The organism is Finegoldia sp. BIOML-A2 (genome assembly GCF_009678315.1).
Lineage (GTDB): Bacteria > Bacillota > Clostridia > Tissierellales > Peptoniphilaceae > Finegoldia > Finegoldia magna.
In genome coordinates, this window is record NZ_WKZE01000011.1 from 1 (window position 1) to 25,459 (window position 25,459).

At 29.8% G+C, this 25,459-nt stretch carries 21 protein-coding genes and 5 pseudogenes; 24 read left to right on the forward strand and 2 right to left on the reverse strand.

What is annotated here, in order from left to right:
* Both GKF99_RS07695 and mobC read right to left on the reverse strand, forming a co-directional pair.
* Positions 1-113 (reverse strand): annotated as a pseudogene (locus GKF99_RS07695) (relaxase); the annotation flags it as partial.
* A gap of 1 nt (position 114) precedes the next feature.
* On the reverse strand, positions 115-471 hold the full coding sequence (gene mobC, locus GKF99_RS07700; protein WP_036755837.1) for a plasmid mobilization relaxosome protein MobC: 357 nt from the start codon (positions 469-471) through the stop codon (positions 115-117).
* Between the two features lie 292 nt (positions 472-763).
* Here mobC and GKF99_RS07705 point away from each other — a divergent pair, with 292 nt between their 5' ends.
* The 24 genes and pseudogenes from GKF99_RS07705 (at position 764) to GKF99_RS07820 (ending at position 25,459) form a co-directional block, all read left to right on the forward strand.
* A complete protein-coding gene (locus GKF99_RS07705; protein WP_004827281.1) occupies positions 764-1,360 on the forward strand; it encodes a TetR/AcrR family transcriptional regulator in 597 nt (198 codons plus the stop codon).
* Positions 1,361-1,364: 4 nt separating this feature from the next.
* Positions 1,365-3,083, forward strand: coding sequence for an ABC transporter ATP-binding protein (locus tag GKF99_RS07710; RefSeq protein WP_154273064.1), 1,719 nt, complete (start codon positions 1,365-1,367; stop codon positions 3,081-3,083).
* Positions 3,076-4,812 carry an ABC transporter ATP-binding protein gene (locus GKF99_RS07715; protein ID WP_154273065.1) on the forward strand — a complete coding sequence of 579 codons (1,737 nt, stop codon included), beginning with the start codon at positions 3,076-3,078 and terminating at the stop codon, positions 4,810-4,812. The genes GKF99_RS07710 and GKF99_RS07715 overlap by 8 nt, the downstream gene beginning before the upstream one ends.
* 24 nt (positions 4,813-4,836) lie before the next feature.
* Positions 4,837-4,986 (forward strand): annotated as a pseudogene (locus GKF99_RS08735) (sigma-70 family RNA polymerase sigma factor); the annotation flags it as partial.
* Between the two features lie 227 nt (positions 4,987-5,213).
* Positions 5,214-5,828, forward strand: a complete 615-nt coding sequence (locus GKF99_RS07720) for a TetR/AcrR family transcriptional regulator (RefSeq protein ID WP_023060302.1) — start codon at positions 5,214-5,216, stop codon at positions 5,826-5,828.
* Positions 5,829-5,935: 107 nt separating this feature from the next.
* A complete protein-coding gene (locus GKF99_RS07725; RefSeq protein WP_154273066.1) occupies positions 5,936-7,705 on the forward strand; it encodes an ABC transporter ATP-binding protein in 1,770 nt (589 codons plus the stop codon).
* Positions 7,702-9,426: an ABC transporter ATP-binding protein gene (locus tag GKF99_RS07730; RefSeq protein WP_154273067.1), complete on the forward strand. Its 1,725-nt coding sequence runs from the start codon at positions 7,702-7,704 to the stop codon at positions 9,424-9,426. Before GKF99_RS07725 ends, GKF99_RS07730 begins: the two co-directional genes overlap by 4 nt.
* 25 nt (positions 9,427-9,451) lie before the next feature.
* A complete protein-coding gene (locus GKF99_RS07735; protein ID WP_154273068.1) occupies positions 9,452-10,042 on the forward strand; it encodes an MptD family putative ECF transporter S component in 591 nt (196 codons plus the stop codon).
* Positions 10,042-10,770 carry an energy-coupling factor transporter transmembrane component T gene (locus GKF99_RS07740; protein WP_154273069.1) on the forward strand — a complete coding sequence of 243 codons (729 nt, stop codon included), beginning with the start codon at positions 10,042-10,044 and terminating at the stop codon, positions 10,768-10,770. The genes GKF99_RS07735 and GKF99_RS07740 overlap by 1 nt, the downstream gene beginning before the upstream one ends.
* A complete protein-coding gene (locus GKF99_RS07745; RefSeq protein ID WP_009430618.1) occupies positions 10,767-12,158 on the forward strand; it encodes an ABC transporter ATP-binding protein in 1,392 nt (463 codons plus the stop codon). The genes GKF99_RS07740 and GKF99_RS07745 overlap by 4 nt, the downstream gene beginning before the upstream one ends.
* 389 nt (positions 12,159-12,547) lie before the next feature.
* The gene (locus GKF99_RS08610) at positions 12,548-12,685 is read left to right on the forward strand and encodes a hypothetical protein (protein WP_009344898.1); all 138 of its coding nucleotides are present in this window, start codon (positions 12,548-12,550) and stop codon (positions 12,683-12,685) included.
* A 55-nt stretch (positions 12,686-12,740) separates the two neighbouring features.
* Entirely contained in the window at positions 12,741-14,561 is a 1,821-nt protein-coding gene (locus tag GKF99_RS07750) for a recombinase family protein (RefSeq protein ID WP_154273070.1), read from the forward strand.
* Positions 14,509-14,799: a hypothetical protein gene (locus GKF99_RS07755; protein ID WP_002846220.1), complete on the forward strand. Its 291-nt coding sequence runs from the start codon at positions 14,509-14,511 to the stop codon at positions 14,797-14,799. Before GKF99_RS07750 ends, GKF99_RS07755 begins: the two co-directional genes overlap by 53 nt.
* A gap of 372 nt (positions 14,800-15,171) precedes the next feature.
* Positions 15,172-16,106: pseudogene (locus tag GKF99_RS08740) on the forward strand (IS3 family transposase); the annotation flags it as partial.
* A 398-nt stretch (positions 16,107-16,504) separates the two neighbouring features.
* Positions 16,505-16,984: a Csac_0668 family 2Fe-2S cluster-binding (seleno)protein gene (locus GKF99_RS07770; protein ID WP_154273072.1), complete on the forward strand. Its 480-nt coding sequence runs from the start codon at positions 16,505-16,507 to the stop codon at positions 16,982-16,984.
* Positions 16,985-17,149: 165 nt separating this feature from the next.
* Positions 17,150-18,194: pseudogene (locus GKF99_RS08860) on the forward strand (S66 peptidase family protein).
* A 268-nt stretch (positions 18,195-18,462) separates the two neighbouring features.
* Positions 18,463-19,119, forward strand: coding sequence for a hypothetical protein (locus GKF99_RS07780; protein ID WP_154273073.1), 657 nt, complete (start codon positions 18,463-18,465; stop codon positions 19,117-19,119).
* Between the two features lie 439 nt (positions 19,120-19,558).
* Positions 19,559-20,632, forward strand: coding sequence for a restriction endonuclease (locus tag GKF99_RS07785; RefSeq protein ID WP_172976437.1), 1,074 nt, complete (start codon positions 19,559-19,561; stop codon positions 20,630-20,632).
* A 104-nt stretch (positions 20,633-20,736) separates the two neighbouring features.
* Complete coding sequence (locus tag GKF99_RS07790) at positions 20,737-21,411, forward strand: hypothetical protein (protein WP_154273075.1); 675 nt, start codon at positions 20,737-20,739, stop codon at positions 21,409-21,411.
* Positions 21,412-21,657: 246 nt separating this feature from the next.
* On the forward strand, positions 21,658-22,635 hold the full coding sequence (locus GKF99_RS07795) for a hypothetical protein (RefSeq protein ID WP_154273076.1): 978 nt from the start codon (positions 21,658-21,660) through the stop codon (positions 22,633-22,635).
* Positions 22,636-22,788: 153 nt separating this feature from the next.
* Positions 22,789-23,265, forward strand: a complete 477-nt coding sequence (locus GKF99_RS07800) for a hypothetical protein (RefSeq protein WP_206670680.1) — start codon at positions 22,789-22,791, stop codon at positions 23,263-23,265.
* Positions 23,266-24,052: 787 nt separating this feature from the next.
* A pseudogene (locus GKF99_RS07810) lies at positions 24,053-24,136 on the forward strand (transcriptional regulator); the annotation flags it as partial.
* A 241-nt stretch (positions 24,137-24,377) separates the two neighbouring features.
* Positions 24,378-24,695, forward strand: coding sequence for a helix-turn-helix transcriptional regulator (locus GKF99_RS07815; RefSeq protein WP_241673595.1), 318 nt, complete (start codon positions 24,378-24,380; stop codon positions 24,693-24,695).
* Between the two features lie 170 nt (positions 24,696-24,865).
* Positions 24,866-25,459, forward strand: a complete 594-nt coding sequence (locus GKF99_RS07820) for a TetR/AcrR family transcriptional regulator (RefSeq protein WP_154273077.1) — start codon at positions 24,866-24,868, stop codon at positions 25,457-25,459.

A 25,459-nucleotide genomic window follows, 5' to 3' on the forward strand; every position in this document is an offset into this window, starting at 1 on the left:
TGACATTTAAATGAAGATACCAAGATTTTTTCATCAGTTTTTTCACTCTTAGTTATATAATCTATTGCCAAATTTAGGGTTGATTTTATAGGATGTATTTTTGTAATTGCCATACTAATCACCAGAACCTTCTTTTGATTTATTAAGAAGTAGGGAATGGATCTGCCATATTTCTCTTGATAATTTTTCTATCTGCTTATTCATAGATTCAATTTCATTCTTGTAAATAACACCAGTTGTATTAGTAGCTTTTGCAATCTGGTTTATATTATTTGTTGCATTTGAAAGTAGCCATTGTAGGTTTCTGAATGGTTCTAAATCTACAACATAAATTTCTTTTTCTAAGACACATTTTCTAAGAAAGTGGGACATAGTTTTGCAATTAGCAAGTTTCATTTTTTTTTCAAAAACTTCTTTTTCTTCTTTGGTTAGTTTTATTTCTATTCTTTCATTTCTAAATCTATTTGCCATTTTATTCTCCTTTATAAAATATATTTCGGGGTCTTAGGGCTCTCCCTAACAAGGTAAAAATTAAAAAAATGGAGCATTCCGTAAAGGTTTGCTCCATTAATTTTTTCGTAAGTGTCCGTACACTTACTGTGCTTGCTATTAAAGTTATAAGCGTTAAGCGTTTATTCAGTTTTATTAATTATACCGCATTTAAAGAAATTAATAAAGAAGTATAAGCGAAGCTATTGACAATGATTATCAGAGTTGATACAATAATACCGACAAGAGTGTCGGTTTGGAGGTTATTTATGAAATGAAAATGGAAGCTGATGAAAGAAAAAAGCAGATTAGACAAGCAGCTATTAAAGTCTTTTTGGATAAGGGATTTAGAAATACAGTTATGAATGACATTATGGAAGCTACTGGGCTTTCTAGAGGTGGCTTGTATCATCATTATGGTTCTACGCATGAAATCTTATACGACATTATGATGGAAGGTAATTTAAATAGAAAAGATATTATTCAAAAATCAATTTATGATGAAGGATTAATATTAAGTCCACAGTTGTTTTCAAGAATGATTATAGACAAGATACTTGCAGATAATGATTATGTAAAGCTTTATGTTATGTTTTTATGTGAGTTAAAAGAAAATGATGATCTGAAAGAATTATATGTGAAAATAAAAAAAGAGTCCATACAAGTATTTAAAGAATTGTTTTCTACTTTGTTTAACGTGTTACCTTCTGATGAAACATTTGAATTTATGATTAATATTATGAATTCTGGATTGATGGCTTGCGAAATTTTGAATGCACGTGAGAATTTTACAAAAAATAAGATATATCTAACTGAAATGATAGAGACTTATTTTATAAATGTAATGAAAAAAGATGATGAAAGGAGTTAAATTTATGGATCTATTAAAAAAATACATTAAGAGAAATAAAGCACCATATTTTATTTCTGTCTTGTTTGCAATACTTGGAGTAATTTCAAATCTTTTTGTATATATTATTCTAAGTAAGATGATTATATCATTAATTGATGGTAGCCAAGATTTTTATTACTATATAAATAAAATTTTCTTGATACTTTCATGTCTTATAATCAAAGAAGTGTTTATGTTTTTGTCAACAATGATTTCTCATAAAACAGCCTATAAAATAATACGAGATATAAGAAAAAGCCTTATGGAAAAATTATTTAATATGCCATTAGGAGATATATTGAATGAATCTACTGGTAAGTTAAAAGACATAATTGTAAATCAAGTCGATAATACTGAAACAACATTGGCTCATATGATACCTGAGATGACAGCTAATTTAATCGGACCTATAATATTATTTGTTTACATGTTAATTTTAGATTATAGACTAAGTTTAATATCTTTAATTCCATTAGTTATTGGTGGATTTTTTATGACAGGGCCGATGAAAAGAATGAAGGTAAAGTTTCCACAAGCAGTTAAAATTGGCCAAGATATGAATAATTCCGTGGTTGAATATATAAATGGAATAGAGGTTATTAAAACATTTAATCAAGGCGAAAAATCTTATAGAAAATACAGGGACAATGTGTATAAAAAGGCAAATTACTATTATGATTGGATGGGAGAAAATACAAGAGACTATGCGATAAGTATGTCTATTGCTCCAGTTGGTATTTTGACAATTATACCATTTGGTTTATATTTCTGTATGAATGGTTCACTAGATGGTGGTGTATTTTTAACATTGATAATCCTTTCTTTTGGGACTATCCAAAATATTATGAGAGTAATGACTTTTGAAGATGATATTGGAAGAATGTCAACTATTTTCGAGGAGATTAAAAATATACTTTCTGCGAGAGAATTATCTCATAAAAATGCAAATTTAGATATAAAAAATCATAATATAGAGATGAAAAACGTAGATTTTTCTTATGAAAAAGACAAGCAAGTCCTAAGCAATATAAATTTAAACATAGAAGAAGGAAGTGTGAATGCTTTAGTAGGCGAATCGGGTTCGGGTAAGTCGACTATTGCAAAACTAATTTCAGGATTTTGGGACGTAGATAGTGGTTCTATAAGTATAGGAAATGTAAATATCAAAGATATGTCCCTTGAAAAGTTATCTACTGTTATTTCCTATGTAGCACAAGATAATTTTCTTTTTGATATGTCAATTAAAGATAACATCAGAATAGGAAATAAAAATGCCAGTGATGAGGAAATAATTGAAGTATGTAAGAAAGCAGCCTGCCATGATTTTATAATGAACTTGTCAGATGGATATGATACAAGGGTAGGAGAAGCTGGTAAACATTTGTCTGGAGGAGAAAGGCAAAGAATATCAATTGCAAGAGCTATGATAAAGAATGCTCCAATAGTTATTTTAGACGAGGCTACCTCTTATATCGATCCTGAAAATGAAGCCTTGATTCAAGATGCAATATCAGAGCTTGTTAAAGGGAAAACTCTAATTATAATTGCCCATCGTTTAAAGACAATAACAGATGTAGATAATATATTTGTAATTAAAAATGGAGAACTTGCATGTAAAGGAAGTCATGAAGAGCTTTTGAAGGAATCAAAAGATTATCACAATCTTTGGGAAACTGCCTTGAAAGGAGAAGAAAATGCTTAGTGTTTTTAAAAAAATATGGAATTTTTCTATTGAAGAACAAGTGTATCTAAAAAAATCAATCTTTGCTAATTTTTTCGGTTCTATTTTTAATGCTCTACAATTTGCAGCCATTTATTATGCGATTTTTGGGATAGTAAACAAGGATATAAGCTTTAAAACAATAGGAATATCAAGTTTATTTTTATTAATTAGTATAGCAGGAGTAATTATTTCAAAAAATTCCTCTATGCTCAAACAAACACATGCCGGATATTTTATGGCTGGACACAAGAGAATTGAATTAGGTGAAAAAATAAAAAAAGTTCCCATGGGATTCTTCTCAAGTTTAAGTTTAGGAAATTTAACAACTATTGCGACTACTAACTTAGATAATGTAGAGACTTGGGTTCCAACTTTGTGTATTATGGTTTTCGGTGGCATGCTTAATGCTATTGTTTTTATCTTATCCTTATTTTTGTTTTCTTATAAGGTAGGTATTGTAGCAATAGTTGGTTCTATTGTATTTTTAATGATCATTGCTCGTATGCAAAAAAGGTCAAGTAAAAATGCAGATAAGATTCATGAGATTCAGGTATCACTTACCAAAGAAGTCTTATCAACATTGCAAGGAATGCAAATTATAAAATCATATAATCTACGAGGAAGTAATAATAAAAAACTTGACAAGAGCTTTGATAGTGCTAGTGAATATTCTTTTGATTTAGAAAAAACTATAATGCCATATAGTTTATTAGCTAAAATCATAATAGCTATAACAATTTGTTTGATGTTGTTTATTTCAATAAAATTATATTTTGTTGAAAATGGTCAAATAGTCAATACTATTATGATACTTATAGCAAGTTTTGTAATATTTGACGGACTTATTACATCTGGATCTGCTATTGCAATGCTAAGAATGGTTGAGAATGCAATAGATTCTTATTCTTATGTAAATGATATGGAAGATATGAAAGAAGGAAGTATTACAGAGCCAATAAAAAATCACAATATAGTCTTTAAAAATGTTTCTTTTTCTTATGATGATAGACCAATTTTAAAAAATGTATCAGCAGAGATAAAAGAAAATACCATGACTGCTATTGTAGGACCATCTGGATCTGGCAAGACTACATTTTGCAATCTTATTGCAAGATTATGGGATGTAAATTCTGGCGAAATTTTAATAGGTGGAAAGAATATTAAGGACTATAAGATAGAAAACTTAATGAATTCTATTTCCATGGTATTTCAAGACGTCTATCTCTTTGAAGATACAATTGAAAACAATATAAAATTTGGAAAACAAAATGCAAGCCATGAAGAAGTAGTTCAAGCTGCAAAGAAGGCAAGGTGCCATGAATTTATAGAAGCTTTACCAGAAGGATATAACACTATCATTGGAGAAGGTGGAGCAAGTCTATCAGGCGGAGAAAAACAAAGAATTTCCATTGCAAGAGCCATGCTAAAAGACGCGGACATCATAATCTTTGATGAAGCAACAGCAAATATAGACCCGGAAAATGAAGATAAGCTTAAAGAAGCAATAGAATCATTAACAAAAAATAAGACAGTAATAATGATTGCTCATAGACTAAAGACAATTAGAAATGCTGACCAGATTTTAGTCTTAAAAGATGGAGAAATAGTAGAACGTGGTAATCATGAAGAACTGATTAAAAATAATGGACTTTATTCTGACCTTATAAATGCAAAAACTAAGGCGGAATCATGGAAATTAAATAATTGATAGGAAGAAATATTTAAAGTCTCTGAACATGAAAAATATTTAGAGCAGGTGGACAAGAAAAACCACTTGCTCTTTTTTTCGTTCCTAAATCAATATGGGAATTTTGAAGATAATCTAGAAGATAAAAATGTTGATGTAGAAAAAGTTGTAGCTACACCAATGATGATTGAAGCATAAAAAATGTATCAACCATTACCCTTTAAACAGGATTTAGGTTGATACACAAAATTATTTACAGACCCTGTTATTGTGTAATTAAGACTATAAGCGTTAAGCGTGTTATTTATAGTAAATAAAATTATACCATACTCAGAATATAATTTCAGGGCACTATTGACAAAAGTATAAGAAAATGATAATCTTTATTAAAGAACGAGTGTCGGTCAATAGGTGGTGAGGTTTTGGCAAAGAGAAATGTAAAAGATCCAGAAGAAAGAAAACAGGAGCTTATAAACATAGCATCCAGACTTTTTGAAAAGTATGGGTATGAGAAAGTTTCTGTTAGAGATATTCTCGCAGAAGTTAATGGAGCGCCGGGAATGTTTTATTATTATTTCAAATCAAAAGAAGATATTTTCTTGGAGTGTATGGAAACTTACTTTGATGAAAAATTAAAAAATAAGTTAGGTATCCTTCAAAACAAGGAAATAGATTACGAAGAAAGAATAAAAATTCTAAGAGAACTTATAGTAAAAGATATCGGTCAGTTCACGACTAGATATAATTTTTCAAAAGAGAATTCAATTACAGATAACTCGTACAGGCTATGGGAATTGATTCATTACATTGGGAAATTTATAGATGTCTATTCAGAGTTTATAATGGAAGGAATTGAAAATAAAAAAATAGAAAATAATATGGGAATAAACAGAGAAAATGTGAGAAGTTTCGCAGCTTTTATTTTATACGGAGCTGTTGGAACAATATATAATGACTATATTATTAAGGGAGAAAACAAAACAAATTCAAGTGAAGCCTTTGGAATAATAAGCGAACTATTTCAAAGACCTCATTAGAAAAAAATAAAATATAAGTATTTTACAAGGGAAACATCAATGGTGTTTTCCTTGTATTAGTTTTAAGGCAAATGAACGAACTCGTTCGGTAAGGAGGTATGTTTTAGATGAAAAAGAAGAAATCAATCAAAGATATTATTTCCTACAGTGAAATAAAAAAAGGACAACTTGTAGGAGGGATATTATTTGTTAGTCTTGGGATGCTATTAAGTATTTGTCCAATTTTGGTGATATACAAAGTCATAAAATCTCTATTTTTATATGGAAAATTAGAACAAAGTACAATACAGTTCTGCATCTATGGACTTGCAGCAGTGGTATTGTCATATTGCTTAACTTACATTGGCGGTATTTTATGCCATAAGTTTTCATATGTTTTAATAGCTAACTTAAAAAAGAAAATATTATTTCATATTGGAAATCTTCCTTTAGGGTTTTTTACCGGAGACAACAAGTCAAAAATAAGGCAAGTATTAGGATCGGACATGAATCAAATTGAGGGATATTTTTCTCATCAATTACCAAATTTAATTTCAACTTTAGTACTAATTTTAGCAATGATAATTGTTATGTTGAAGATAAATTTAATATTAGGTCTTACGACTTTGTTAATTATATTTGTTGGTTTAGGAATTCAGATTGCAATCATGGCAAAGATTATAAAGTCGGGTGGACTTGAGAAGAACTTTGCAATTCTGGATCAAATAAATTCAGCAACTACTGAATACGTTAAAGGTATGCCGGAAGTGAAAATATTTGGAACGGGAATAAAATCATTTAAAACTTTTTCAAAGTCAGTAGGAGAATATAGAGATTTTACAAGTTCGATGACATCAATGATAAGACCAGGATTTGTCTCATTTAGAATGTTTATTCTATCTGTTGCTACATTCATAGTTCCAGTAGGAATACTTTTAATGTCACGAAATAATAACTTGGATTTTGCTACAGTCTTTATTTTCTATTTGATTCTTGCACCTGCCATTAGCGTACCTGCATTAAAACTGAGAGATTTTGCAGAAGGAATGAATTTACTAAATGAAGTTGTTTTGAGAATCTACGAAATTATAGATCAAAAAGAATTTGCAATTGAAAATAGTGAGGAAGAGATAAAAGGTCATGATCTTGAATTTGAGAATGTAAGCTTTTCTTATGGAAATGAAGAGGTTTTAAAGAATATAAGCTTCTGTGCTAAACAAGGAGAAGTTACAGCATTAGTTGGATATTCGGGAGCAGGTAAATCTACTATTGGAACGCTAATACCGAGATTTTACGATCCTTCAGAAGGTTCTATTAAAATCGGTGGAGTTAATATAAAAAATATTCCGATAAACGCCTTAATGGACAAGATAGCATTTGTTTTTCAAGACAGTGATCTTATCACAGATACAGTCTTCAATAATGTTGCTATGGCAAAGACAGGTTCTACAAAGGAAGATGTCATAAAAGCTTGTAAAAAGGCAAGATGTCATGATTTTATTGTAAAACTTCCTGAAGGATATGACACAGTTTTGGGTAAAGGAACTTATTTATCTGGAGGAGAGAAACAACGTATTGCCGTAGCAAGAGCGATTTTAAAGGACGCACCAATATTAGTATTAGACGAAGCAACAAGTTTTGCTGATTCTGAAAATGAATATCTTATGCAGGAAGCTTTGTCTGAATTGGTTAAGGATAAGACGGTTATCATGATTGCTCATAGGTTAAATACCATAGAGCATGCAAATCAAATTTTAGTAATATCTGATGGAAAAATTGCAGAAAGAGGTAAGCATAAAGATTTAATCCTTGCAGATGGAATATATAAGCGACTCTTTGATATTTATAAGAAGACAAATATTTGGCAAATGGATATAGAAGGGAGTGAGAATGAATGATAAGAAATATTACATTAGGAAAGATGAATAATATAAGAAAATCAATTATTTTAAATGTTTTGGCATCTATTTCAAACCTTATACCATTTATTGCTTTGGCGAAAATTGTAGAAACACTATTTTTAAATAGAGGTGCAAATAGGATAGATACGAGCCTTTTATGGAAGTATTTTGGGATAATGGCAGTATTTTTCTTAATAACATTCATATTGGAAAATTTAGCCACAAAATATACCTATGAACTTGGATACAAGACAAGTGCAGATGGAAGAATAGAGCTTGCAGACCACATAAGAAAACTGCCAATAGGTTATATTTCAGGGAAAAGTTCAGCAGAGATTTTAGATACATTAATGAATGATTTTTTCAAAGTTGAAACGGCAGCAACTCATCAATTACCTCAATTTTTCAGTGGTATATGTGTAGCGGTTCTTTGCTCAATATTATTTTTGATAATCAATGTAAAAATGGGAATAGCAACTCTTATTGGACTACCTATTTCTGTTCTACTCCTCACACTCATGCAAAACTTTCAGAAGAAAATTTATTTAAAAACAAAGAAAATTAGGATAAAAGAGGAAGAAGATATAAACGAATATTTGGATGCCATTAAGACTCTAAAAGCTTATAACAGCTTAGATGATACATTAACAAAGCTTGAAGAAGATATAGATAACTCAAGAAATGCAAATATTAAGAGTGAGAAAGGGGTTGGTTCATTAACTACTATAGCAAGTATGATTTTAAGAATAGGACTTCCTTTGATGAGTTTAGTTGGTTCCTATTTATTTATAAATGGATCTTTGGAAATTGATACATTTTTAATGTTCTTATTTGTAGGCACAAGGATTTTTGATCCCTTGGAGCTTGCACTTGTAAATTATACAGGTCTACAAATGGCATCAGTTTCAGGAGAGAGAATCATTAACTTACTTAACGCTAAACCTATGTCAGGAAATTCCGATGTAAACGAAAGCAACAAAATTGAAATCTGCGATGTTTCATTTTCTTACAAGGAATCTAAGGTTATCGATAATGTTTCATTAGACATTAATGAAAATGAATTAACTGCTTTTGTTGGTTACTCTGGCTCTGGAAAATCTACACTAATTAAATTAATTTCCAGATTTTATGATCCTAATGAAGGGACAATTAAAATTGGTGGAGTAGATTTGCTAACAGCCGACCCTGATAAATTAATGGATAAATTTTCTGTTGTTTTTCAAGATGTGTATCTTTTTAAAGACACAATTTATAACAATATAAAATTTGGAAATGAAGATGCAAGTAAAGATGAAATCATGAATGCTGCAAAAATGGCAGGAGCTTATGACTTTATAGTCAATAAAGATGATGGATTTGACACTATGATTGGACAAGGAGGTGCGACTCTGTCTGGAGGTGAGAAACAAAGAATATCAATAGCGAGAGCAATATTAAAAAACGCCCCAATAATACTACTTGATGAAGCAACATCTTCGCTTGATCCTGAAAATGAACTTATTATACAAGAAGCAATATCAAATTTAATTAAAAATAAAACAGTTGTGGTTGTAGCTCATAAATTAAGGAGCGTAATGGGAGCTGATAAAATTGTTGTTTTAAACAAAGGAAAGGTAGAGGAAGTTGGGAAGCATGAAGAACTTATTAAAAATGAAGGACTATATAAAGACTTATGGAATTATCAAGAAAAGTCTAAAGAATGGAAGATTGTACAGTAACAATGAATTTTAAAGGAGGAAATTTATGAAAACACAAAAGAAATCATCAAAAAATGCAGTTACAGCCGGTGTTTTGATTGCACTTTACTTTGTAACATATGCAGTCATTGGGGCAATATCAATGCCTGTCCCTGTTTTATTTTTACTAATGCCTATGCTTGTAGCACTATTTGCTGCACCAACCTATCATATGCTTCTTGCAAAGACAAAGTCAGCTACTGCTATTGTAATCGCAGCTACTTTACCAAGTATTTTATTAGTTGCAACTGGACATATTCCAATTGCACCATTAGTGGCAGTGCCTGCCGGAATAATTGCTATGTTGATAGCAAAAGGTGGAAATTATACAGACTTTAAGAAAAATACAATTAGTCATATGTTTTTTTCTCTAAACTTATTTGGAGGATTCTTACCAATTTGGGTTATGAGAGAAGCATTTTTTGAAAGTGTAATAAAAGGTAAATTAGATCAAAGCTTTTGTAACACAGTAAGGGCATGGACACCAATATGGATGTTACCAGTTATGATTATAGGAACATTTATATTCTCTTTGATTGGTTCTTATTTTACAAAAAAAATACTGAATAAAAAGTTGGAATCCGCAGGAGTTTTATAATGGAAAATTCAAAGTTTGTTCTGGGGTCAAAATATGACCTCAGAACAAAACTTATCTTGCTTATAGGTGCGAATATTTTAATTTTTTTAGGGTTTGATTGGATCTATCAAAGCCTTATTACATTATTTTTCCTTGTCATTATTATTAGCGATGGTTATAAAAAATCCTCTATAAGGTATATTTTATTTTTTGTAATAAGTGTAGTATTGGAAAAATCTTTAGCCTATTTTAATATGAATTTTCTTTTGAATTTAATTATATTTATCTTAGCAATTGGAAGAAAATTTTTGCCATGTATTATCGTGGGTAAATGGATTTTAAATTCCACATCTGTTTCCAGTGCAGTAGCAACTTTACAAAAATTAAAACTTTCAAAAGACTCGCTCATAATGATTTCTGTAATATTTAGATGTTTGCCTACCATTAAAGAAGAATGGAGTCATATAAATATGGCGATGAAAACTCGAGGAATTAATTTTAACTTAATCAATTTAACAAGAAGACCAACATTAATTATGGAATATTTTTTTGTGCCATTGTTCGTAAGTGTGATAGAAATTGGGGATGAGCTCTCTCAATCAGCCATTATAAGGGGACTCGATGCTCCTGTTAACAAAACAAGTAGACACCTAATTAAGTTTAGAAAAAATGATATTGGTGTTCTAATTCTTATGATTTTAATTTTATCAATAGTAATATTTATGAAAGTGTCAGGGTGGGATTTATGATTGAAATTAGAGAATTAAGTTTTAAGTACAAGGGAGGATCTGATTACTCATTAAAAGATATAAACTTGAAAATCAAAAAAGGGGAATGCATTCTTCTATGTGGCAGGAGCGGTTGCGGAAAGTCGACTCTATTAAAGCTTATGAATGGTATAATACCTGAGTTTTATGATGGGGACATTTCCGGCAGTGTTATGGTCAATGGTATGAATACATTTACCACACCAATTTACAAGTTATCTAAGGATGTAGGTTCAGTTTTTCAAAATCCTAAAACACAATTTTATACAACTAATACAACCGATGAAATCGCTTTTGGTTTAGAAAATTACGGCATAGAAAGAGAAGTAATTAACAAAAGGATTGAAGAAGTTGAAAAAGAGCTTCATCTTGAAAACTTGATGAATAAAAATATATTCAATCTTTCTGGAGGAGAAAAGCAGAAGATTGCTATAGCAAGCATTTACGCATTAAACCCTGAGATATTTATTCTTGATGAACCATCTTCAAGCTTAGACATAGAGTCAATGAAAGAATTATCGCTTACAATAAAAAAGCTTAAATCTTTAGGAAAAACTATTATTATTGCAGAACACAGGTTGTGGTATTTAAAAGACATTGTTGATAGAGCAATATACTTAGAGGATGGAAAAATCATCAGAGAATATAGTATGGATGAAATTGAAAATCTAAGTGAAGATGAACGAATAAGAACAGGACTTAGGCATTCTGATTATAAAGCTATTGAAAGATTTGATGATTTTGAAACTTTAAATAAAGGGACTTTATTAGTGCTAAAAGATCTAATATTCAAAAGAAATACCAAAATAATTTTGTCCATTGAGGATCTTAATTTTTGCTATGGGAATATTATTGGGATTGTTGGAGAAAATGGAATTGGGAAGTCTACATTAGCAAAAATTATATGTGGCTTATACAAAGAAAATAAAGGTAAAATTTTAAAAGATGATGAGAATTTAAATATAAAAAGTAGGCTAAATGAGAGCCTGCTTATTATGCAGGAAGTGAACTGTCAGTTATTCACGGACACTGTCAAAGATGAAATAGTATTAACATCAAATATTAAAGATGATAATGCTTTAGATACTTGGTTAAAAGATATGGAGTTAAAAAATATCAGTGATAGGAATCCTCACACCTTGTCAGGAGGACAAAAACAGAGAGTAATTATCTTATCAGCTTTACTATCAGACAAGAAAATTCTATTTTTCGATGAACCAACCAGTGGATTGGACTATAGAAATATGAAAATAGTAGCTAAAAACATAAAGAAAGTAAAAGAAGAAGATAAGTTGATTTTAATAATATCCCATGATGTTGAGTTTTTAGAGTCAGTTTGTGATAAAGTGATTGATTTCACTTATTTATGAAAATGCATACATTAGTAAATTACAAGAGGGACATATGATAAAAACGCAAGAAAAACGAGAAGTTGTGAATAGTATTTTTTATAATATTCCATAAAATAAATTTTATAATATTTTTTCAATTTAGAGGATTTATGCCTAATAGCATAAGTCCTCATTTTTTTATGCTCAAATTAATCATTAAAACTCAAAAATACTATAAAAAATAAAAATTCAGGTTACCAAAGAGGTCAAATTTCACTATATAAGGTGAGGGGTATTTTGTCATCTTTTTATAAAAATCAAAATACTTTGAAGTGTGAATATTCTTGAAAATACTTATGTGAGATTAGTATATTTCAAATTTAATCCACTAACCATGGTAAAAAAATCAACTTATATAGGAGGTTAAAATGCAATCAATAAAGATTTATAGTATGAGAGTTGCTATGTTATGTAGACTTTATGATCTTAAATTAATTAATGATAAGGAATATACAAAAATTAAGAACAGGTTAGAAAATGATTATAAGAAGATGGATAGAAAGTAATTGTTCTTGTGATATAATAACACTGTAGAAAGATACATAATGGGAAGGAGGTAAAATGAATACTAAAGTAAAAGTAATAAAAGCTTCAAATACAGGAGCAAGAAATAGAAATGCACTACATTTAGATTTAAAACGTGTTGCAGCATATTGTCGAGTAAGCACAGATAGTAAAGACCAACTTGAATCATATAAATCGCAAGTTGATTATTATACAAATCTAATAAAAAATAATAAAAACTGGACTTTGGCTGGCATATACGCAGATGAAGCAACCACAGGAACAACTGCTACCAAAAGAGCTGATTTCATGAGACTAATTAGCGATTGTCAAAATGGAGATATAGACATGATAATTACTAAATCTATATCAAGATTCGCTAGAAATACATTAGATACCTTAAAGTATGTAAGACTATTAAAGGAAAACAATGTTGGTGTAGTATTTGAAGAAGAAAATATAGATACTTTGACAATGGATGGAGAGCTATTACTAACAATATTAAGTTCAGTAGCTCAACAAGAAGTAGAAAATACCTCAGCCCATGTAAAAAAAGGACTGAAAATGAAAATGGAAAAAGGGGAACTTATTGGTTTTCAAGGTTGCCTCGGATATGATTATGATCCCGCAACAAAAAGTATATCTATAAATGAAGAAGAAGCTAAAATTGTTAGATATATCTTCAAAAGATATTTAGAAGGCAATGGTGGTTCGGTCATTGGTAGGGAACTAGAAGAACAAGGATATCTCACCCCTAGAGGTAAAACAAAATGGTCTGATACTACAGTGTTAGGGGTAATTAAGAATGAAAAGTATATTGGCGATATACTAATGGGAAAAACTTTTACAGTTGATCCAATAACAAAAAGAAGACTAGCAAATTTTGGAGAATCTGATAAATACCATATTGAAAATAATCACGAGCCAATTATATCAAAAGAAGATTTTGAAAAGGCACAGGAGATTAGACTTAGAAGAGCACAAAATAGAAACACCATTGCTAATAAGGATAGGAAGAGAGAAAAACTATCAAGACAATATGCTTTTTCAAGTATGCTTGAATGTGGATTTTGTGGAGAGATACTTTCAAGAAGAACTTGGCACACAAGTTCAATATACAAAAAAATTAACTGGCAATGTGTAAGGTCAACTAAGAAAGGTAAAAAATATTGCCCTCATTCAAAAGGAATACAAGAAGCAGCAATAGAAAAAGCATTTGTTGAAAGCTATAGGCAATTATGCCATGCAGATTCAACAGTAATAGATGACTTTTTAAAAATTGTAGAAGAAGAAATAAATGATAATACTTTAGTCAAAGATTTGAAAAAGTTAGAAAACCAATTAAACAGAATCATTAGTCAAGAAAGAAAGTTAGTTGATCTTCATTTAGAAGATAGTATAGACGAAGAAGTTTATGCTAAAAAGTATAAAAAACTTACAAAACAAAAAGAAGAATTACATGATGAAAAGAAAACACTAGAGCTAACTATCAAAGATGAAAACTCTATTAAAGAAAGACTAAAGCAATTTAAGAGGGTCTTAGAAAATAGAGAAATTATAGAGGAATTTAACAGAACAGTATTTGAAAGCATAGTTGATAAAGTCGTGGTTGGAAGAATTGACAAAGACGAAACAGTTCATCCATATGACTTAACATTCTATTTCAAAACAGGGGTTAAAGATAGTCAAGATTCAAATAATTTTAAAGATAAAAGAAAAAATGCCAAAGACAATGACAGTGATAAATTGTGCTCCTACAAGGATGACGAGGATAAAAAATTATGTTCCCAAGCAAAAGACAACGCATGTGGAGACGGTAGCTCTGTTGTCCAAACTAAATACAGAACATCATTTAGATATAGAAATAGGGGAAGATGAATTATCTGAAATTGACTTTTCAAAAGACGCAACTTATGGAGAAATTAAAAAGTATGTGTTAGATAAATACGGACTAAAAGTTTCAAGCCTATATATTGCACAAATAAAAAGGAAACATGGTCTAATAGAGAGAGAAAATTATAATTTTAGTAAGAAAGAAAATCAAAGAGTGCCAAATTGCCCAGAAGAAAAAGAAAAAGCAATCGAAGATGCTTTAGAGCATTTTGGAATGATTTAAATAATATCTAAGATTGAAAATTTTAAAATTAAGACTTAAAAACTTTAAGATTAAAAAGATATGTACTTCTTATATAACCTAAGAAGATTAATTGAAAATCAGGGGAACGATGATGGTAAAATAAAAAATTTTAACAACTAAAGAAGAATTAGGCATTATTGCCAAAGAGGTTTTTATGAAGTTAAAAATACTGAAAAAGACTTGTTAGAATTGAAAATTTTAGATTATTGTGCAGGGTTTCGTGTCATAATAGTGATAGAGGCAAATAGTTATGTAAATATAAAGAGTTCAAGACTTCTACCAAAGTTTAAAACTCAAAAAATAAATAGTTGGTGTGCTGCTTAGAGTAACCATTTTGATAATGTGGATGCGAAACAAAAAGAGATAATCAGACTTCGTAAAAAATTGAAACAGGTTGAAATGGAGAATGATATTTTAAAGCAAGCTGCACTACTGTTAGGCAAAAAATAGACCTCATTATCTCGAACCGAGATAAATATAGAATTAGTGCAATGTGTAGACTACTTGGCGTCACAAGAAGTTTAGTCTATTATCATTTGAACAAAGAAAAAGATGTGAAATTAGATGACGATGAAAAACTAATAGAAGAAATAAAAGAAATATTCAGAAGAAGTAGAAACAACTATGGAACACGCAAAATAAAAAAAGAACTAGGGAAAATTGGATATAAAATATCGAGAAGAAAAATAGGCCGAATAATGAAGAAAAATGGCCTAGTCTCAAACTATACAGTAGCACAATATAAAGTAATAAGATCCAAATGCAACGAATAAGACATCCCTAACCTTTTAAATAGATAATTTGACAATAGAGACTATTTAGAAGCAATAGTAAGCGACCTAACATATGTAAGAGTAGGAAAAACATGGAATTATATATGTTTAATAATAGACTTAAACAGCCGTGAAATAATAGGATACTCATCAGGTAAAAACAAAGATGCAAATCTAGTAGCAGAAGCATTTTACTCAATAAGGCAGCTACTAAATCGTATAAAAATATTTCACACAGACAGAGGAAGAGAATTTAAAAATATAAAAATAGAAGAAATATTAAAGGTATTTGGGATAAAAAGATCGCTAAGTAAAAAAGGAAGCCCATATGATAACGCAGTAAGCGAAGCAGTCAATAAAGTAATGAAGACAGAATTCATATATCAGGAGAACTTTACTAATTTCCAAGAACTTAATCTAAAATTAGCAGAATACGTATATTGGTATAATAACCTAAGAATTCATGGATCTTTAGGATATAAAACACCAGTAGAATATAGAAAAGCAGAATAAAAAGCTCTGGAAGTTTCATAAATTAAATAAAATATATGAACAGACTGTCAAGGGCAAATTTCAACGAAATTTGGGCGAAGCCTTTACCCTTGATTGTCTGAGAATATATTTTATAATCTAAAGAAACTTTCAAGCTTGATAATGTTCGGTTATAAATTGTCTAAAAAAGGGTTGCCATTCCATGTATTTGGGTTCATTAGAAGAATGCCGAGCAATGGGTAACATGACGCTGATGTGTTTATACACAAAAAAGCTACACGTGCGTTGGCTGACAACAGGGAGCTAAGTAAATTAACACCAGCTAAAATGTTTGACGCTATTAATAAATGACAAGTATATGAAATTGGTTTTACCTAGTTTAAAAAAGAAATTATAATGAAAATATGGAGGCTAAGAATATGAAGATTAATAATGAATGTTGTTGTGGATGCAAAACAGAAAAGCCGGATCAAATTAAAGACAATTGTCCTGTATGTAATAATGAAGGGATTTCCGTTAGTAAAGTAACTGTTGAACATCTAGTGGTAGATGATTATCGTAATGCTGTTAACGAAGATCAATATAAGATTTGCATGAACGAGGACTGCGACGTTGTTTACTATAACTTAGATAATGAAATAAAATTCTTGAAAGACCAAGTTAGAGTTCCTATCTGGTTTAAGAAAGATGCAGATCCTAAGTATGCTTGTTATTGTAGCGAAGTCACAGAAAATCAGGTAATTGAAGCAGTTGTAAAGCATGGCGCGAAATCCGTAAAAGAAGTAAATGCCATCACTGGGGCAATGAAAAATTCTAATTGTAAAGAAAACAATCCGTTGGGAGTTTGTTGTCATAAGATTATTCAGGAAGCTATCGATAAAGGCTTGAAAATGAAATAATTACAGTCGATATGTTCCTACAAACGAGAGCAAATCTTTGATATGTTTCCATCTACGAGCGTGGATATGTTCCCCATAACCATAGGGGTTGAGACGGTAGTGATGTTGACAAGGAAATAAGAACATAGGATATTTTTACTTTATTTTAAAAATTTGGAGGAAATAATGATAAAGAAAATAGGAGTTGTGAGCTTATCAAGTGGTGTTTTGGGGGAAAGTTTTGTTGAGCATGAAATAAAAATAGGAATAGACAGATTAAATAAGCTAGGAGTCGAAATAGAGTTTTTACCTAATTCTTTGAAAGGCATTGATTTTTTAAAGAATCATCCGGAAGCTAGGGCAGATGATTTGCTGCTTGCTTTTGAAGATGACACTATTGATATGATTTTATGTGCTATTGGTGGAGAAGATACCTATAGATTAGCTCCTTATTTATTTGAAAGAGATAGATTAAAAAATATTGTTAAACAAAAACTTTTTTAGGCTTTTCTGACTCAACAATGAATCACTTTATGTTAAATAAGTTCGGCATAAGAACATTTTATGGTAAGGCTTTCTTGCCCGATGTGTGCGAACTATCTGCTAATATGTTAGCTTATACAGAAAAATACTTTTTGGAACTTATAAAAACAGGAAAAATAAATGAGATACATCCTAGTGAAGTTTGGTATGAGGCAAGGGAAGATTTTAGCGAGAAAGCTATAGGAGTAAAAATGAAAAGTCATAGTAATACTGGTTTTGAGCTTTTAAGCGGAAATCCTATATTTAGTGGAAAAATTTTAGGCGGATGCATAGAATCAATAGATGCATAGAATCAATATATGATATGTTCGATAATTCTAGATTTAACGATACAGTAGAAATTTGTAGCAAATATGATTTATTTCCAACCCTTGAGGAATGGGAGAATAAGATTTTACTAATAGAAACAAGCGAAGAAAAATCAAAACCAGATTTATATAGGAAAATGATACTTACTCTAAAAGACTACGGCTTATTTGATGTATTAGCAGGAGTATTAGTAGGAAAACCTCAAAATGAAATCTATTATGAGGAGTATAAATCTATTTTATTAGAAGAAATTACCAATAAAGATTTACCTATTGTCTATAATATAAATATTGGACACTCAACTCCAAGATGTATAATCCCTTTTGGGGTAGAAGCAGAAGTAAATGTAAGTAAACAAACTATATCCTTTAATTATTAAATAAAATTAAGCTAAGCCATGAGCTGTTTTTTCTACTTTAGAATGATTTAGTAAATTATAAGATGTTTATTGATCGGCATATTCCCACATACGAGGCTTTTGAAAAAAATAATTTTTATCCATACTAATCACTCAAGCCACTGTTAGAGTGTGGTATTGATGATTATGGAGAAAAATGAGCAAAAAGTAATGATATTTACTGATTTTTTAAGGCGGGAAACATTTTTAAAAAATTTAGTGCTAAAAGTTATGAGTTTCAGAGGTGTTAATGATAATGGGTTTAAAAGATGTAAGGATTGCAGAAACTCCTATATCCAATAATAGAAAAATTATAAATACAATTGCCGTATTCTTGCTAGGAATTATTTTGGGTACTTTTTCTAAATACTTGGACTTTCATCAATCTGAACTTCCAAGCGTGCTTATGGCAATAGATGAGATTTCAGATCTTCATAATTTTCTTGGACGTTTTGCAATTTGGGTGTTGATTGCGATGTTTATTTCTATTTACAGCAATTCAGCCATAAGAGCAGGTATTAATGTTTTTATATTTTTTGTCGCCATGGTTTCTAGCTACTATTTGTATTCAAATTTTATTGCTGGATTTTTTCCAAGGAGCTATGCAATGATTTGGGTTGGATTTACAGTTGTTTCTCCATTATTAGCTTCTGTGTGTTGGTATGCAGGTGGTAAAAGTAAGCCGGCATTTATTTTGTCGGTAACGATTTTGGCAGTCTTATTTAATATGTGCTTTGCATATGGATGGGGATATTTCGAAGCACGTTCCATTTTAGAATTGCTCGTCTTTATTCTCGGGTTTGTCCTTTTGAAAAGGGACTCATTTAAGAGTTCTCTTATAATGGGAACACTTAGTATCGTTCTTGCGTTTTTAATACAAATGGCTATTCCAATTCATTTTGGATAGATAAAAGACAAATCCATTTTGTGACATTTTGTCTACATCATAGAAGCTATCTTTTATGTATAGAAATAATATAAAAACCGATAGATGTTAGTATTTTAATTTGTTTATAATAGGTTTTAAATGGTTTACTCATATATGTATATCATAAAAATGTCCCACCACGTATGGTAAGGGTTGTTCTTAATTAAATTAAGGCATAAAGTTCGATTAAGTCAAGGTCTTACAGAAATAAAATTTGTATGCATAGAAACTATAAAGATATCTAGAGTATTTTTAATTAATCAATTAGAGGACATATTCCCACATACGAGGCTTTTGAAAAATAACCAATGTTATCCATACTGACCACTCAAGCCATGTGGAAAGCCTTGCTTTGTTGGAAAAGAAATAGAATTTAATTTAATAAGGAAAAAATATTTATAAGATAAGGATGAAAACAATGGAAAAGAAGTATTGGTTACACAGGATATCTCATCACGGAGAAGTGTCTTATGATTTGTTAAAGAAAGGTTATCTTACTATTGGGTGGTCTTTATTTTTAGATCATCCTGATAAACTCATTGAGACTATAAAAGATAAAGAAAGTGGCACAGATTTTAGAGACTATACAGAAAAACGCGGAATAACTACTAAAGGCAGGTGGTCCCTATGGTATTTTGGAAAAATGAAAGTAGGAGATACTGTATTAGTTCCTATGTATGGAGGCAAATTTGGAGTGTACAGAATACTAGAAGAAATGCAGCCTATTAGTAATTTGAAAATCGGTAAATTTAAAGCAAGCAACAAAGAAGAATTTGAAATTGTAGGTTCATACCTTGTAAATACTACTATTAATGAACCAGTGGACTTAGGTTTTTTTATAAAGGTCGAATCTATTCTGAAATATGAAGATCCAAAACCAAGGAATTTCGCTGAGTCTAAGTTAATTAGCAGAATGAAAAATAGACAAACAAACTCAGATATTACAGATCTTGCTAATGAGGTAGAGGATGCAATAGTTGTAAAAAAACCTCATGATGTCTATGATGTTTTTATAGAAGAAATAAAAAATAAATTTATTAAGGATAATATTTTTGGAGAATATACGCCAGAACAAATCGAGATGTTAGTGGATCAATACTTTAAAAAGGTAGGTGCAGATGATGTGAAAATTCTTGCTAAGAATGAGCCAGATAAACCAGAAGGTTCTGATGCTGATGTAGAAGCTACATTTACTGATTTAAAGACGACCTACTATGTGCAAGTAAAACATCATAGTGGCAAAACAGGAATAGAAGGCTTGAATCAAATAAAAGACTATATAGACAATATAAACAGCAATCCAGACGATGAAGATGAAGTAAATATAGCATGGCTACTAACAACAGGGATTTTTTCCGAGGAAGTTGAACAAAAGGCAAAAGAATATAAAGATAATGGGGAAGCGAATATTAGATTAGTAGATGGCAGGAAATTTGTAGAAATGATATTCAATGCAGGGATTGATTTGTTGGATTTAAAAAAATTTAACTAGATGGCTAAAGATTCTCTTGCACTAGTATATAAAAAATCTTAGACAACATTCATAAAAAATCTAGAAAGAAAAATCAATCTATTTATTTAATATGAAGGAATAATATGGATATTAAAGAAAAAGAAAAAGAAATTTTTGACAAGCTTAGAAAAATAGATCCTAGTATAGTTGAAGATGGAATTGTCAATGAAGAAGAATACTTAACTTCAAAATATAAAATAGTCTATATAATGAAAGAAGTTAATGGTGGTTCTGGTTGGAATTTAAAAGATTTTTTATCTGAAGGTGGTCGTTCTCAAACATGGGATAATGTAGCTAGGTGGACGGAAGGTGTACTTAATTTAAATCAAGAATATGACTGGGCTTATCTTGAAAAAAATAATGAAAAAAGAAGGAAAGATTATCTAAAAAAGATAGGAGTAATTAACTTAAAAAAGACACCAGGACACCATACTTCAGAATATAAAAAAATTTCTAAGGCAGCCTTTGAAAATAGAAAGCTTATAAAAAAACAAGTGGATCTGTATGATCCAGATATAATAATTTGTTGCGGCACAGCTGATGATTTCGTTAAAAACTATTTTGAGTCTAAGTTTGTCAATTGGAATATGACAAAAAGAGGGGTTCAGTTTATAAAATTTAAGGAGAAAATAATAGTTAGCTTTGCACACCCTGAAGCAAGAATAAGAGATGCATACTTATATTATTCTTTAATAGATGGAGTTCGCGAAATTCTAGAAAATTCATATTCTAATATAGATAAAAATATGATACTCTAGAATAAGATTTAGTTTTAAAAGTTTTACTCGAGCTAACAATATTTAGAAGACAAAAAGCATTTAAGGAAAACAGCTGCACAAGATAACACAAGAAAAACCTTTAATTAGAATAATATTATAAAGAAAAATCGAAAGTAGGGAAAAATGAAAATTGGTTACACAGATCGCCCAATACTTAACTTAAACGAAGATCTTTTAACCCTTAAAACAGTTTATATGCGTAGCCAAGAAAACAAGGAGGTTTTTATGAATATTAGAGAATTAGTTAGAAAAGCTGCACAAGAAAAATATCCTAATAATAAGTACGTAAAAGATAGGGTAGAGAGCGAACTAGGATATTTTGAGAAGAATGATTGGCTTAAGCAGATTGAAATTCTTTTAAAAATTAAAGAAATTTATAAAGGTCAAAATGTTTATATTTTTCCAATAGGACTGCTTTCACTTTATCTTTTAGAATTAGAGTATATAAATCCCATGCCTGCCCATTATTATGAACCGAATAAAAAAACTATTATATTTGATAATTCTGCATCTTATGGCGTAGACTTGCCTAAGAAAGATGGGTTTCATAGAGATGGATTTGATATTACAGGAGAATATATTTTAAATTTAAAAAGTAATAATGCCTTTAGATTGTATCTCTATGAGAAACACAGCGACGTAGTTAAAGATTTAATAGGAAATATTTATCCATTTAAATCTAGAATAATTTCTTGGAATGCCGAGGAAATTTCTTATGGATCAACAATCATTACATTCAAAGATAGTTTTGCTGATAATTTTCTTGGTAGGGATTTGATAAAACAAATAGACGTAGATGATTTTTTATTAAGTTTAAATCCTAAAAAACAGGATTTAAAAGATATAATGAGATTTTTTCTTGATGATAATATAGAAGTACTGGATGAGATAAAAAGTTTTGGGGAAATGGTAGAACTTTCGGCTATATTAAGATTAACTAGAAAAGCATATGTAGAGGTTAAGAAGACTTTAAATCCCAAATTTCCAAGAACTAGGGAAGATATTTTTCTTTATTTAAAAAACAATGGATACTCATCTGAAGAATCTGCTAAATTAGCCAACGACATATCTTTTGGCAAGAATACTGATTTAAACATAAAAGATAATATGATTAAAAAGTATTTACAATCCTTTAGCTATATTACACCTAAGGCATTTGTTTTGCACTTATATCTTAGAGATTATTTTATTGCATTAAATTAAAAAAAAGAAGAGACTAAGCTCTTCGATGAGTGGAAAACAAAGCATAAATAATTTGTTCCAGATGGATTAGTAAATGTTAATTCATATGTTTTTGCAAGACCAAAAATTACAGTTATCTTAAAAGAAGTAAATACTAAAAATAGCTTTGATTTAATGAATTTTCTAAGAAAAGGTGCAGAAGGCGGTAAAACATGGAATAATACTTCAAGATGGGTTGCTAATATATTATATGGCAAAGATTATGATAAAATTGACTATATAGGAGAAAAAGAAAGAAAAAAATATCTTGCTCCTATTTCTGTAATTAATTTAAAGAAAACACCTGGAGGTGGAACAGCTCATAATTCTGAGATAGATAAATTTGCAAAAACTGATAAGGAGTTCATAAAAAAACAACTTGAAATATATCACCCAGATATTATCATTTGTGGAGGAACAGGAGATATATTTATTCAAGATATTCTAGATTTAAATACTAGTGATTGGACTTATGTTTCTGATTATTTTAGCTATTTAATTTATAAAAATAAGATTATAGTTAGAACATACCATCCAGGTAGCAGAAAAAGCAAAACAGATTTTTTTGAAAAGGTAGCCTTACCAATTAAAGAATTATGGCGAAATCAATGATAGTGAGATTAGAGCATCTACAAAAGTAGGTGCTTTTCTTATACTTAAATTTAGAAGGTGGTAATATAAACATTTTGAATAGAATGTTTCCCCATAAGAGCACAGGTGAGTCGAGAGACAAACCAAAAGACGGGGAGAGAATATCTTCATCCTCTTTTTTATTTGGGATAACACCAGCGAGAAGGAATGTCAACGAATTTACTGCTATGCAGATGACAGAAGTTTATTAATGTGTGTGATTTCTTACTGAAACCCTAGAAAGAATTCATCATTTTTATATAAAAAAGGTTAATTTTTTGTAAAGTAGCTAGTATAAAAGAGAATAAAAATAATTGAATTATTCCAAAATATGAGGTTTTTGAAAAATATGAAATTTATTCATACTGACCACTCAAGCCGTGTTGAAGCCTAGCCCTACTTGTCAAGAAGCGAAGCTACACTGAAAAGTAGAGGCAGGTCTCATGCAAAGATTTCCCAAGAGAAGCGATTGAATAGGAAGCTTTGATTGGCAGAAATCGACTGCTGAAGCTATAGCGTTGATACAAAAGATGTAAATTTAGAAATCCTGCATTTTAAGCAGTTTTATAAGTATTTTGTATTTGAAAAAGATGAAGAAGGATATGTCAAAAAGACTCAAAAAAACTACATGGACGTAAGAGTTGTTTTGAGACTGGTATGAGGAAACACAAAAAATATAATTAACTCATTTTGTACTTTCTAAAAGAGTAGCTTAAAAAGCTGCTCTTTTTTTATTAAAGGGTGTAAGGTTTCGTTACATCCTAAAAAGAAAAATCTAAGACGACTCATAAAATACAGCAGACTATTTAAAATAGAAGATGAAATTAGAAAATATATGGAGGTATTATCGTGATTGATATCGAGGCCATAAAGAGCAAGATAAGAAGTCTGGCAGAGAAGAAAAATAGTATAAACATGTGGTGCTATAATATTTGTATTAGCATTATCGGGTATAATTTAATAAATCCTTGTACAATTTAAATTAAAGGTGGTGGAAATATGGATATAATGAAATCTTTTAACTTAGCAATAGACTATATTGAAGATAACTTAATGAAAAAGAAATAACACGGATAACAGGATATTCATTTCCAATGTTTTCAAGAATATTTTCAATCGTATCAGGATATTCATTATATGAATATATAAGGTCAAGAAAGATGACAAATGCTGCAATTGATTTAAAAAATTCAGATAAAAGAATTATAGACATCGCAATAAAATATGGTTATAATTCTCAGGATTCTTTTGCCTTAGCTTTTAAAAGTTTTCATAAGCTAACTCCAGGTCAAGTAAAAAAAGGAGAAAAGTATCAATATTTCCCAAGAATCTACTTTTCAATTTCAGTTCAAGGAGGAAATCAAATGGATATTAAGATTGAGAAAAAGAAAGTGTTTATTAGGTTTTATTAATTATACCGCATTTAAAGAAATTAATTAAGAAGTATAAAGGGCGTTCAAGCAAATATCTTAAATAAGATTACTGAAATTTAAAATAATTCATGTATTGAAATTAATTATCAAATGAGTTATAATAAAACTGACGATAGCGTCGGAATTATTTATTGACAGGAGATAAAGTTTTGAATGATAAAAAATTGAAAGTTGGAGAAAAAAGGAAGTTAGAAATTCTGGAAGCGGCAAAGAAATGTTTCTTAGAAAAGGGTTTCCAAAATACAACTATGGAAGATGTAATAGAAAAAGTAAGTTTAAGTAAAGGTGGTGTTTACTATCATTATGGCTCAACCTATGAAATGATTTATGATTTTATGAAATTAGGTATCAAATATAGAGGTGAAAAAAACAAAACTATCGATACATCTAAGTTAACGAGTTTAGACGCAATTACTGAGATGATGATGGAAAGAATTTATGATGAAAATGAATTTAAAAGCATATATGCAATTTTTTTGAAACTACAAAATGAAGATAAAAGATTGTGTGAAATGTTTGAAAATTTAAAAGAAACAAACACCGAAATTTTATCGTCTGCATTTCCTCCAAACGATAAGCTCTCATCTATTTTTGAAGATGAGTTTTTAGTGACCTTTGTAAATACTTTGATTTTAGGATATGAAAGTTTAAATCAAAAAGAAATTTTTATTGAAAATAAAAAAGCAATCAAAAAGATGTTAGAAGAATATTTGAAAAATAAATTTCCTGAATTATTAGGCTGA